We start from the raw sequence: 12,906 nt of genomic DNA on the forward strand, positions 1-12,906 counted from the left end.
TAAGGAAGTGGGCAGATCTCATGGCCACCGGTGGGCACTTTTATTGGCCGTCAGTGGGCATTTTCGTGGCCGCCTATGGGCAGTTTTTCATGGCCGCTAACAGGACGCTAAGCGTCCTCCGGGCGCTGCGTCCCTTGCCACCATTGACGCGTTGGCCCCGGCGGCAACACCTCACGGTGGTGTTATCGTCCTGGAACCGACGTCACCGGTTAGGCCCGGAAAGCAACTACACGGTCTGTCGTATGCATATGCGCTCTTCCCCATGGGAGCACAGGTACTTCATGACCAAAAGGGCGTGGACACGTTCCAGGTACTCGTTCCAAGCCTCTTTTCCAGGCAGCGGTTCCGCCGAGGCGTCTATCAGGATTACGTCGGCTTCCGGAAGGCAGTTGGCTGCTTCCTGCAGGAGGTGCCGGGAGTCAAAGGGGTACTGGTGGAAACGTGGACAGGCCAGCTTCCACTCTTCCAAGCCGTACGCATGGCCGCCGTCAAAGTTCTGACCCACTCTGGCATAGTTTCCGCTGGGAGCAATTGCCAGCAAAGCCTGTGCTTCCGACGAGGGCTCGGCAAGCGCTGTGACTGATCGCTCCGCGGAGAGCACGGAGTCGTAGTACTTCTCGGGACCGACAGGCCCGGAGAGGAGCAAAGCAAAACACAGTGCACCGGCAGCCATAGCGGCTGGCCTGCCCAAAGCAGCCGTTTGTAGGTACAGGACTGCGTCAACGGCCAGGAGTACTGCCGCCAAATACAGAACTTGGCCGTGATGGCCCCACATTCCGGTGATACCCAAGACTGCCAGTCCGGCGCTGAATGCGACGACTTCGCAGACTAGGAGTGTCCTTGTTTCCTCACTTTGGATAGCTGCTTGCTGCGCCTTCCGGCGGGCCCGGAGCAGCATTATGAAAGTGACGCTGAAGGTTGTGAACGTAAGAAGGAAGGGTAAGGAAACCACACGCAGAAGGTGCTCCACGGCCGGGTGAAGGCCACTGGCACCCAGCGTTCCTTGGGAATAGGAGACATTAATGACGAGCGAGCGCAGGTACGGGAGGAGCTCTCCTCGCACTTGCAGCACCAGGACAATAAGTCCTCCGGCAAGCGCGAACCCTGCCGCGGCCCAGACAAAGCCAGCCCAACGACGATGAAGCAACAGAACGGCTACTACTATAAGGAACGCAACCGGCAACATGACAATTTTCAAGAAGGTCAGGGCGGCCAACAAGGTCCCAGCCGCACTGTACTTGCGGAAGAGGGCGGCTGCCGCGGCCATCAGAGCTACAGCAATGCCCGGCAGGTGCGTCATCCCCGCGATATACATCCCCCCGGTGAGAATGACCGGTGTCAGGACGAATCCTGTGAAGGCAGCGGCCTTGTTCTCGCAGCCGCACCAGCGGGCAATCAATACAGCGGCCGCAGCCGCCCAGAAGAGCCAAAAGAGTTCCAGAACTATGTCCATCAACGGCGATACGAGTCGCCCCAGCGCGATGCTGTAAAAAAATAACGGATCCTTGTTGTCCCACACGTCCAGGTAAAGCGTGTCTCCGGCGAGTAGCCGCTCGGCAACGGAAACAAAAATTCCCCTGTCCTCGCTTAAATTGGGTATGACGACTGGAAGTAAGCAAAGCCACAACAGACCGATCAGAACCGGGAGCTTCGTTCCCACTGAACTAAAGAAGGGACCAGCTTTTCCGGTCCCTGCCTGCCGTCGTGCCGCATCGATTGACATTGTGCTTTCTCCAAGCATGAGCGTTGTCCAAGTCCGGGTCTTTGGAGGAGGCGAAGGCTTTCCTCATCGCCGAACATTCAGATAGCCCGAAACTATGACCAGAAGCTCAGGTTTGCGCAAGGTTCTGCCCTGTATCCGCTCAAGATCTGTGCAGGATAGAGTTTGCCAGCCGCTCCGCAGGGGTCTGCCCACCTTCCAGAGGTGGCTTGCTCAGATGTCGGCCAGGATGCTATTCGGGATTTCGACGGCGTCCGCTACGAACCGCAGGAATCAGGCGGCCGTCCCGCCGTGCAGAAACGACCACACCAGTCCGCCCTGTCGACACACCGCGTGCCTCGGTCAGTGCCGCGAGTAGTAGGCAGAAATGAGTTTCCCTTGACGCTTTGCACGGCGGTGTTGGCCCGCGCTGATCTGTCCCGTCTGCCCAGAGGCGTAGTAGGCGTCGACGGATTCTTTTGACATTCCTTGAGTTTTTGTATATTCGCTCAATTCCACAATCTCAAATTGGTCCGGGTTGTACATGTCAATCCAAGTAATTGGGACACCCATTACGTTAACTGGATGCAAACGATGCGCGCCGGCAGCACGAAAGAAAGGCATCGCCGCGGTCACCGACGTAGACGGTGATATGTGCCTGATCTAGTCCCCGAGTTATGTTGCTATTTCAAGTAAAGCGGCGCCGCTACGCGGCGCCCCGCCGGCGCCGCCTCCGAGGCGGCGGCTGCGCCGGCGCCTACGCCCACTGAACGCCGCCGGCGCAGTAGGCTGGAGTTCAATTTGCCTTCCGCAATTAAGGAGCCCTGTGGACGTCACCACCCTTACTCTGGACCAAGTCCGCATACTCAGCAGCACGGCGGAAGATCATTTCCAGGACCGCAAGTCTGCGCGAATCGCACCAGCCAAACTCACGAAGACCATGTCTGCTTTTGCTAATGCCGACGGAGGAGAGCTCCTAGTTGGCATAGAGGACGACGGCACCTGGGCCGGTCTCGCTGAGATTGAGGGCTTCAATGGCCACCTTCAAGCCATGGAGCCCCTTTTTCCATACGGCTCTGAATTCAAGTACGAGTTCTTCCAACACCCCAGTGAGCAGACCTACGTCCTAGTGTCCTGCGCCTGAAATTCGGTTCAGAAGTCGTCCAAGGGATTCGAGGATTTGTTCGGCGGTCTTTGTCCAGGTGAAGGGCGTGGGTTCTGGTTCCATGCCTTGACCCAGGCGCGGATGTCGGCTTCGAGTGCCTGGACGGAGCGGTGGTCGCTGCGGCGGAGCAAGTCGTCGGTGACGAAGCCGAAGAACCGCTCGACCTGGTTTATCCAGGATGAGTAGGTCGGGGTGAAGTGCATATGGAAGCGGGGGTGGTTCCCAAGCCAGGCCCTGATGGCCGGGGTCTTGTGGGTCTGATAGTTGTCACAGATCAGGTGGACTTCCAGATCCTCCGGGACTTGGGCATCGATCTTGGCCAGGAACTTTCTGAACTCCACGGCGCGGTGTTTCCGATGCAGGGAGGAGATCACGGATCCGTCGGCCGTGTTCAGGGCCGCGAAGAGGGTCGTGGTTCCGTGCCGGACGTAGTCGTGGGTTCGCTTCTCCGGCATACCGGGCATCAGCGGGAACGCCGGCTGGGAACGGGCCAGAGCCTGGACCTGGGATTTCTCGTCCACGCTGAGCACCACGGCCGATTCCGGCGGGTTCAGGTAGAGCCCGACCACGTCATAGACCTTGTCCACGAACTGCGGGTCGGTGGAGAGCTTGAACCCGTCGGCGCGGTGCGGCTTGAGTTCGAACGCCTTCCAGATCCGCCCGATCGTGGACTTGGAAAGCCCGGACCGTTCGGCCATCTTCGCCCGGGACCAGTGCGTGGCGTTCTTCGGTGTCGACTCCAGGGTCGCGACCACCACGTCCTCGACCTCTTCGGCGGTGACCGTGGCCGGCCGGCCCGGCCTGGGCTCATCAACCAAACCGTCCAGGCGCTGTTCCAGGAACCGCCGCCGCCATTTCGCCACCGTATGCGGTTCAACCCCGCACCGGGCAGCGGCCGCCACGTTCGTCAGCCCTTCGGCGCTGGCCAAAACGATCTTCGAGCGCGTCGCCAACGCCTGGGACGACGTCGCCCGGCGGGACCACCGCACGAGGGCCGCCCGCTCCTCATCCGTTAGTTCCAGCAAGGCCTTCGGCCGCCCAACATTCGCCATACCTCATTCTACAATTAGGAACCGAATTTCAGGCGCAGGACACTAGCACTCACCATACATAAGTCTAGAGACATCCGACTTGCAACAGACGGGCGTCCCTACGTACGGCGGGGATCACAGGGCATTCCAGTTTCCGACATGGAAGAGCTCCGCAGGAGAAAAGGAATAACCACACATGAAACGGCAACTATCCCCTATGACGTAGAAGAGATCACTAACTCCGAAACCGTCATTGGGTTCATGCTGCACGTCGTGCCGGACTCCGAACCCGAACGATGGCTGAAAAAGCAGAACGTTGTCGTGAATGGCCTGCCGACCGTCGCGGGCACCTTGCTTTACCACGACGAGCCGCAAATTCATATACCAAAGGCCGCAGTCAAGCTTTACCGCTACACCACCAGCGATGCAGAGGGCAGCCGAGACCACTTGGCCTACACGCCTATAACCATTGAGGGCTCCTTGTATGAAATGATCACGCGTGCTGTCAGCGAGACTAAGCGCCAAGTCGAGGAAATGCCCGTGCTCGAAAAGGGAACGGGCCTCACTAAGGTCCGCTACCCGGAGGAGACACTGCACGAAATCATCACGAATGCCGTCATTCACCGTGACTATGCCGTCAATGATGACGTACATGTCCGGATTTTTGAGAACCGTATTGAGGTACAGAGCCCGGGCAGCCTGCCGGCGAACATCACCCCGAAGAACATCCTTGATGAACGTTTTGCGCGGAATCCGATGATCGTGCGACTCCTGAACAAGTTCCCCGACCCGCCTAACAAGGACGTTGGCGAGGGCCTCAACACAGCCTTTGCCGCCATGCGAAGCTTGGAGTTAAAAGATCCAGACATCATCGACACGGGATCTAGCGTGCTGGTGGTCATCAAACACGAGAGCCTTGCAGCTCCCGAGTCGCGGATCGTTGAACATCTGAAAGCGCACGGCACAATCAACAATCGCGAGGCACGTGTGCTGCTCAGCCGTCCTGAGGCGGACCGATCGGTTCGGCGCCTGTTCACAAAGTTGACCGACGCAGAAGTCATTGAGAGGGCCCCTGGAACAGAAAGAGGGGGGTCTCGCTACCGCCTCACGGTGAAGCAAGACTTCGAACCCGTGCCTACATCCGACGCCGGCACTAGCGACTAATCGCTAGCCAGACATAACACCGTCAGCCAGACTACCGTCCCACACAGTGGCCGCTAAGAGGTCAGATTTGCAAGTTGTGCCGTTGCTGGTGCTGGTGGTTCCGCCGTGTGACCAGTAGGTGATGTGGTGGGCTTCGCACCAGGGTGCGGGCATGGTGCAGCCGGGGAAGGCGCAGCCGAGGTCGCGGGCGGTGATGGCTTTGCGGATGTGCGGCGGGAAGACCCTGGAGGTCCGGCCGATGTCCAGGATCTGGCCTTCGGTCCCCATCACGACGGGGAGGAGTTCGGCGTCGCAGGCCATCTTCCGGATCACCGTGGCCGACACGGGACCGGTGAAGGCGAAGACCCCGCTGCCGCTACCGGCTCGGTTGATGCCGGCGCCCGCGATGCCTGCACCCGCGATGCCGCTGGTCCCGGTGCCGCTGCCTGCGCGGTTGATATCGATGCTCGCGATGCCGTTGATTTCTGTGCTGCTGCCGCTGGTCCAAGTGTTGCTCTTGCTTGTGCCCGTCATGCCGTTGGCGTCGGTGGTGGTGTTGTTGAGGTCGGCGAGGAGTTCTTTGTAGCCGATGGTGACCAGGATTTGTGGTCGGAGGCCTCCGGCGGCGGGCAGGGTTCCGCTGGAGAGGGCGATCTTGCAGGCGCCGATGATGCCGTCAAGCATCCGTTGGGCGCGGGTGCGCCGGTCCAGCGACGCTACGCCGTCACTTTCGGAAAAGACGGGAGCTGTAGCCTTATCGCCGGTTGCGGCCTGCTCGCCCCCGGAAGCGGTGGACCCAGCCGCCGCTCCAGTCATACCGGCCGCTTCCGCTGTAGCTGCCCCGGTGCCCGTAACCGCAGCGTCTGTGGTGCCGGTGGTGCTGGTGTTGGGGAGGCGGGGGTTGGTGGCGGTGTTCATGACGGTGATGAGGTGTTCGAACTGGTCGGGGGTGGCGAATACTTCCAGGTGCTGCAGGCCGTTGCGGGGCCGCCGCAGGAAGGCCCCTTGGCGCTGGCGCAGCAGCTCTTCGCTGGGTTCCCCGCCGTCCTGGTCGATGGCGTTGGTCCAGCGCTTGGCGACGCTGGCCAGGAACTCCGGGTCATGGTCGATCGCGGTGCTGGTCAGGGAGTGCTCCACCTGGGCCATCGTCGCCTCATCGGTCAGGGGCCGGATGTTCTCCAGGGTCACGGTGATCTGGGTGGCCGCCTTGGAGGACACCGCACCTGTGGTCATGGCTTCGGCGAGTTCTTCGCGAACCGGCGGCATCGGCTGACCGGTCAGCCCGGTGCGGGGCAGGACCGCCTCGGCCAGGGCCAGGCGTCGCCGGGCCTCACCGGCACTGATCCGCAAACACGCCCGCAAATACTCCGCCGTGTTCCGAAACTCCGGAGCCCCAGGCCCCACCCCATAAGCCCTGACAGGAACCCCGCCGGAAACAGCGCCTCCATGGTCGGCGGCAGTCCTGTCATTGACCGCGGCGGTGCGGCCCCAAGAGCCTTCGGAGGTGCCAGTCTCGCTGGTGCCCCAACCACCAGTACTGGCTTCGCTGCTGCGCCAACCTATCGCGGTTGCGGAGGTATCCTCGCCGCCCCAGCCACCGGTGCTGGCCGGGGAGGTTTCGCTGCTGCGCCAACCTATGGCGGTTGCGGAGGTGCCAGTCTCGTTGGTGCCCCGGCCTCCAGTGCTGGCGGCAGCCGAGATCCCGTTACGGCCCCACCCTTCGTTAATGGCTAGCGTGCTTCCGGAGGCGGGGCTGGCCAGGGCTTCCTGGCGGACCCGTTGCGCGAGACCCGCGGCAACGATCTGCAGGAACTCAACCGTCCGGGAAAGCTCCTCAACCAAGTGCGCGTACTCACCGGCCTCTCCACCGTCCAGGAGCCTGACGTCCTCAACGGCCGTCCCCGCAGCATCCAGCAGGGTCGCGGAACACTCACGCAACACCTCCAGCGGACCGCCGAGACAGGCCGGGCCTGGCATGCCGACGGCTGTCAGAAAATGGCCCGCCTCTACAGACACAGGATCAAATGGATCAGAGAAAGGATCAGGATCAGACGCGAAAGCCGGCATAGATGGCAGGAGTGGATCCGGTACAGCCGCAAGCCGCCACGCAGCCAAGGGCTCCTCGCGAGGACTTCGGGCAGCAAAAAGGCCGCCGCCGGCTGAACCGGCCGGCCGGGCTGCAAGCTGTCCAATGACCTCCATACCTCAACAATGCCAAGGAGGTACGACATTATTAGGCCCTGAACCAACGCGGGCAGCAATCTTCGTCAGAAAATTCGGGCAACATCCCCTGCCGTCACCGATTCCTCGACCCATCACCACATAGTCAGGCGGAGGAGCCAGATGGGAACGACTCCATCCTCACAGACGCGATAACTCTTCGGTCAGCTCCCGGCGTCGACGGACCCAGCGGTCGCCCACGACCCCGTAGGACGGCTCCAAACGTTCCGCGGCGGCGGCCCAGTGCGGCCTCAAGCAGTGACAATTCACCGTGCTCGTTGTTCATTGTGCTCAATCAGTCTGCGCCGTACCGTGAAAGCACCGTAAGTGGAATAGCGGTATTCAGAATGGCAATGAGCATGGGAAACATCTCCCGGTCGCATAGGTCGTATGGGTCGCATAAGTCGCATGGGTCACTCGTGCGGTTTCAGACCGCAGCGCTCCTCGTCGGCCTCAGCTTGCTGGCAGCCGAGTCTGCCGCATTAGCCTTCGGCATCACGGACACAGGAGTAACGGTCTCGGACGTCGTCCTCCCGCCCCAACAGAGCCCCGCCCCTCCAGACCCACGCCCTCCCGACCCCGCCCCACCAGACTCCGCCTTCCAAGCAGTGGACACCTACATCCAGGAGCAGCTCGACTCGATGGGCATCCCGGGCGCCGCCGTCGTGATCGTCAGGGACGGCAAGCAGGTCCATGCGGGCGCCTTCGGCAGAGCCGACGATTCAGGGAGAGCGATGACGGTCCAGACTCCCTTGCTCCTGGCGTCGACCAGTAAATCCCTGACTGCGATGGCTGTTCTGCAACAAGTTGAGGCTGGCCGGCTGGCGCTGGACGAGCCGGTGGTGACTCACTTGCCCTGGTTCAGCCTGAGGGATAGCCGGGCCTCATCGATCACCGTCCGCCACTTGCTCCACCAGGCCAGCGGGCTGTCCTCGGCGGATGGGACAGCCTTTGAAGCCTCCGATACCCAAGCACCGGAGGCCATTGAACAGGGAGTGCGTGATCTGGCCGGTGCCATGTTGGAGGGGAATCCCGGGGAAGCATTCGGCTATTCCAATGCGAACTACAACATCCTGGGGCTCCTGGTGCAGACCGTCAGCGGCCAGCCATTCGGGGAGTACATAGAGGAGCATGTCTTCGCCCCCTTGGCGATGACGCACAGCCACATCACTCGCGCCTCCGCAGAAGCTGACAACATCGCCCGCGGATACTCGCTGTGGTTCGGCTCATTCTGGCGCCAAACGGAGGTGCCGGCACCGACAACGGGAATGCCGTCGACGACAATGTACGCGTCGGCTGAGGATCTCGGCCACGAACTCATCGCGCTGCTGGGCGGAGGAACCTACCTGGAAAATCGAGTCCTCCGGCCGGAAAGTGTTGAGGCCATGCTTACGCCACGGGTCCGGGTTGATGACTCCAAGCAGTACGCCATGGCCTGGTTTTCCCGACCCCTTGATGAATCCGTAAACCCGGCGGCCCGGCCACCCGACACCAGTCAACTCCCGCAACTCCTGGAACATCAGGGGGAGTGGGGCAATACGCACACCTACAAGGCAATGGTCCCGGCCTCCGGCCTCGGCGTCGTCCTCGTCATCAACGCCAACGACACCTCAGCCCCTTCCAGGCTTAAAGCGCTGGACAGTAACATCCTGCGCATTCTTCATGGGCAGGCTCCCGTTCCGACGGTGGTGCAAGAGGACTGGCTGCAGCGCAACGGCTGGGTTGTTTCGTCAGCCCTTCTGCTCGCGGAACTGGGGAGCTTCGTACTAGCCCTGACCATAATCCTCCGGACACGGACGCGGAGACGGTCGATCTCCCCAGCCGCACGAAACCAGTGGCCGCTTATCATTTTCGCCGCAGCGGCACTGACCCTCGACGCGTTTTTGCTGTGGCTGAGCGTCAGCTATGCCCCGGCCCACTTTGAAACCCATCTGGCGGTTATTGTCCGCCAGTTTCCCGACATTGGATTCACCCTGGTTCCGGCGCTGGCCCTGGCAGTCCTCTGGCCAGTGCCGCGGACCCTTTGGCTCCTCGCTCGAATGCTGCCCAAGAACCCGACGGCGGCACCCCGGCTTGGGCGCCCGACGGTGCCGGCCGCTTGAGCATCCGACGACGGCGCCCGCAGCTTGAGCGCCTCGGCCGGCGCCCCGGCCCGTCAACTTAGTCCTCCGCGATCACCGCCACTGCTCCGGCGGGCACGACGCCACCGAAGCGACCGCCGCCAAGGAGGTCCTCGCCGTCGGCCTTCACCGCTGCATCTTCGCGACTGTGGTTGATGGCAAAGAGGAAGCTGCGACCGTCAGCCTGGACGCGACGGGAAAGCTCGACGCCGGCAGCGGCTTCAGCGCAGGCCGCCACTCCCGCCTCGGTCAGGAGCTTGTCCACGAGGCGCTCGATGCCCTCCCGGTCCGGAAGGGTGGCCAGGTACCACGCGGAGCCGGTCCCGGCGCTCCTGCGGGTTATCGCCGGCACCCCTTCAAGTGGGTAGGTGGTGAAGCTCGCGAGGGCCTCGGCGCCGTCCAGGTGGACATGCTCGCTCCAGATCCGTCCCCGGGTGCCGTCGCTGAGGACGGTCTCCTCGCCTTCGAACAGCGGGCGGAATTCTTCCGTGCGGATTCCCAGCAGCTCACGAAACGCCCCGGGGTAGCCGCCCAGCCGAATGTGGTCGCGCTCGTCCACGATGCCACTGAAGTAGCTGATCAGTACAGTCGCGCCGCGCTCAGCCGCCCCGGCAATATTCGCGGCAGCCTCATCCGTTACGCAGTAGAGCGTGCAAACCAGCACCAGCCCGTAAGAAGACAGGTCGGCAGTGGGATGGACGAAGTCCACGGTGACGCCGCGAAGGAACAGCGAGCGGTGGAACTCCCGGAGCACGTTGAGGTACTTCACGTCCTCGCTGGGGTGAGAGTCCAGCTCTGAGGCCCACCAGGCCTCGTAGTCGAACACGATCGCCACGCGCGATTCCACGATGGAGCCCTTGACGGCGGAGAGCTTTCCAAGCGCTTCGCCCAGCCCGACAACCTCACGCCATACACGCGTCTCCCGGCCGCCATGGGGGACCATGGCCGAGTGGAACTTTTCCGCACCCGCAGCGCTCTGCCGCCACTGGAAGAACATCACTGCGTCCGCCCCGCGAGCTACATGCGCCAGCGAGTTCCGCAGCATTTCGCCGGGTCTCTTGGGCTGGTTCCTCGGCTGCCAGTTGACTGCCGACGTCGAATGTTCCATCAGAATCCACGGCTTGTTGCCGGCGACGCCGCGCGTGAGGTCTGCGCTGAACGCGAGCTCAATTTCCCGCTCCGGGTCGGCGGTCACCAAGTAGTGGTCGTTGGCGACCACATCCAGGTTCTCGGACCAGTCGAAGTAGTCCATGGATCGCGTACCGCTGGACACCATGAGGTTGGTGGTGGCCGGGACGTGCGGCGTGACTTCGCGGATCACGGCAAGGAGGGTTCGGTAGTAGTCCATGAGCGCCCACGAACTGAAGCGCTGGAAGTCCAGCCGCTGGGTGGGGTTGAGGGTGGTGGGCGCGGCACGCGGGGGAATGATCTCCTCGAAGGAGGAATAGTGCTGGGACCAGAACGCCGTTCCCCAGGCCTCGTTCAGCCCCTCGATCGAGCCATAGTGGCGTTCCAGCCAGCGGCGGAAGGCCTCGGCGTCCTCCTCACCGTAGAACTCGGAGGCGTGGCAGCCCAGTTCGTTGTCCACGTGCCACAGGGCCAGTGCAGGGTGGTCCTTGTACCGCTCGGCCAGCTTTCGCGTGATTCCTGCCGCGTACTTGCGGTAAACAGCCGACGACGGCGAGTAGTGCCGCCGTGAACCCCGCTCCAGGACGGTGCCGTCCGCCGTCACCGGCAGGATTTCAGGGTGCTTGCGGACCAGCCATGCCGGGGGAGCGGCGGTTGGGGTTGCCAGCGCCACCTTGATCCCGGCTGCCGCGAGGTTGTCGAGCACCTCGTCCAGCCAGGCAAAGTCGTATTCGCCTTCCTTCGGCTCCAGGAGCGCCCAGGAGAAGATGCCCACGCTCAGGAGGTTCACGCCGGCTTCCTTCATGAGCTCGATGTCCTCAAGCCTCACGTCAACCGGCCACTGCTCCGGGTTGTAATCTCCACCAAAAGCGATGCCGGGGATACTGTCCCAGACGGAATTGGGGGAGGAAGATCGTTGGACGGACATAGGACTCCTTTGAAGGACGGGAGGTGAAGCAGCGTTCGGGAAGAGAATATTGGAAAACGCTTGCCCAGAGAACTGATTGACGATATTGTATCGTTTCAGAAAGCGTGTAAGCCACATCACTAACTAGTTCTAGGACAAGGGTTTGCACAAACTGAGCGAGGAGGCTCCCATGATCAGCAGAAGGAATTTTCTTACCACGATTGCGGTAGGAACGGTGTCCGCAGCGGTAATGGCTGGCTGTGGCCAGCCTGCAGCCAAGACCGGCACGGCAGAAAACCCCGTCACCATCAACTACACCTGGTGGGGCAACGACGACCGTGCTGAGCGTACCCGTAAGGCCATCGCCCTCTTCGAGTCCAAGAATCCGGACATCAAGGTGAATGGCAACTTCACCGACTTCGCAGGTTACTGGCAGAAGCGTGCCACAGAAGCTGCCGGTGGCGGCCTGCCGGACGTTATGCAGTGGGACCTGTCCTACCTGCGTGACTACGGCCAGCGGAACCAGCTCCTGGACCTGAGCACGGTCAAGATCGATACCTCCAATTTTGATAAGTCCCTCCTGCCTTCAGGCCAAATCCGGGGCAAGACCTACGGTATCCCGACCAGCACCAACGCCTTCGCGGTCTACTACGACCCCGCGAAGCTGGCTTCCCTGGGCATCGTCGAGCCGGACGGCACCTGGACCTACAAGGAGTTCAACGCGTTCATGACGGAGGTCGGCACCAAGAGCAATGGCGCGCTCTACGGCGGTGGCGACTACACCTCCGTTTGGTGGATGTTCAATATTTGGCTTCGTCAGAACAACATCGAGGCCTTCACTGAGGATGGCAAGCTTGGTTTCACCAAGGACGACCTGAAGAAGTGGTGGAACCTCACGGCGGACCTGCGTGGTACGCCCGCTATCATCCCTGAAGAACGCGTAGCCCAGTTGACACCCAAGTCTCCCTTCGGCGCCAACGCAGCAGCCACGGAAGTGACCTGGGACAACTTTATGGCCGGCTACCTCAAGGACAGCGGCGCCAAGGAACTTAAGCTGGTTCCCGTTCCCTCCGACGACCCGGCCAACCTCGGCCTGTTCCTGAAGCCGTCCATGCTGATGGTGGCCAGCGCCAAGACCCAGTACAAGGACGCTGCGGCACGCTTCATCGACTTCATGGTCAACGATCCAGAGGTTGGGCAGATCTTCAAGACCTCCCGTGGCGTTCCGGCATCGAAGACCCAGCGTGACGGAACCACGTTCGAAGGCACCGACAAGTCTGTCGTCGACTACGAGAAGTCCATCGAGAAGTACCTCAAGGACGCACCGGAGCCCCCCATCGTTGGTTTCGGCACGCTTGAGGCTTCGTTCAAGCGCATCAGCTCCGAGTTGAACTACGGCAAGGTGTCCATCGACGGCGCCGTTGACGCCTGGTTCAAGGAAGCTGAAGACCTCATCAAGCAGAACGCCTGATCCAGGCCTTCATGACTAACGG

At 61.8% G+C, this 12,906-nt stretch carries 8 protein-coding genes and 1 pseudogene; 4 read left to right on the plus strand and 5 right to left on the minus strand.

Annotated elements, in window-relative coordinates:
* Positions 1–226: 226 nt before the first annotated feature.
* Positions 227–1,453, minus strand: coding sequence for a hypothetical protein (locus J7E82_RS13490; protein ID WP_214863496.1), 1,227 nt, complete (start codon positions 1,451–1,453; stop codon positions 227–229).
* Between the two features lie 609 nt (positions 1,454–2,062).
* Complete coding sequence (locus J7E82_RS21050; RefSeq protein ID WP_308113824.1) at positions 2,063–2,323, minus strand: adenine-specific methyltransferase EcoRI family protein; 261 nt, start codon at positions 2,321–2,323, stop codon at positions 2,063–2,065.
* Between the two features lie 202 nt (positions 2,324–2,525).
* On the opposite strand from J7E82_RS21050, the gene J7E82_RS20710 reads away from it, so the two are divergent.
* Positions 2,526–2,843 (plus strand): helix-turn-helix domain-containing protein, encoded by a 318-nt coding sequence (locus J7E82_RS20710; protein WP_214863500.1) that lies wholly within the window; start codon positions 2,526–2,528, stop codon positions 2,841–2,843.
* On the opposite strand, the pseudogene J7E82_RS13505 reads toward J7E82_RS20710, so the two are convergent.
* Positions 2,826–3,916 (minus strand): annotated as a pseudogene (locus J7E82_RS13505) (IS630 family transposase). The gene J7E82_RS20710 and the pseudogene J7E82_RS13505 overlap by 18 nt on opposite strands.
* Positions 3,917–4,054: 138 nt before the next feature.
* Between J7E82_RS13505 and J7E82_RS13510 the strand changes: the two are divergent.
* Positions 4,055–5,059, plus strand: a complete 1,005-nt coding sequence (locus J7E82_RS13510; RefSeq protein WP_214863502.1) for an ATP-binding protein — start codon at positions 4,055–4,057, stop codon at positions 5,057–5,059.
* Between the two features lie 3 nt (positions 5,060–5,062).
* Here J7E82_RS13510 and J7E82_RS20715 read toward each other — a convergent pair whose 3' ends face one another.
* On the minus strand, positions 5,063–7,054 hold the full coding sequence (locus tag J7E82_RS20715; protein WP_308113819.1) for a DUF222 domain-containing protein: 1,992 nt from the start codon (positions 7,052–7,054) through the stop codon (positions 5,063–5,065).
* Between the two features lie 623 nt (positions 7,055–7,677).
* Here J7E82_RS20715 and J7E82_RS13525 point away from each other — a divergent pair.
* Positions 7,678–9,360 carry a serine hydrolase domain-containing protein gene (locus J7E82_RS13525; RefSeq protein ID WP_308113821.1) on the plus strand — a complete coding sequence of 561 codons (1,683 nt, stop codon included), beginning with the start codon at positions 7,678–7,680 and terminating at the stop codon, positions 9,358–9,360.
* A 58-nt stretch (positions 9,361–9,418) separates the two neighbouring features.
* On the opposite strand, the gene J7E82_RS13530 is transcribed toward J7E82_RS13525, so the two are convergent.
* Positions 9,419–11,434, minus strand: coding sequence for a beta-galactosidase (locus J7E82_RS13530; RefSeq protein WP_214863505.1), 2,016 nt, complete (start codon positions 11,432–11,434; stop codon positions 9,419–9,421).
* A 169-nt stretch (positions 11,435–11,603) separates the two neighbouring features.
* Between J7E82_RS13530 and J7E82_RS13535 the strand changes: the two genes are divergently transcribed.
* Complete coding sequence (locus tag J7E82_RS13535) at positions 11,604–12,884, plus strand: ABC transporter substrate-binding protein (RefSeq protein ID WP_214863507.1); 1,281 nt, start codon at positions 11,604–11,606, stop codon at positions 12,882–12,884.
* Positions 12,885–12,906: the final 22 nt, after the last annotated feature.

Source organism: Arthrobacter sp. ISL-30, from assembly GCF_018613855.1.
Taxonomy (GTDB): Bacteria; Actinomycetota; Actinomycetes; order Actinomycetales; family Micrococcaceae; genus Arthrobacter.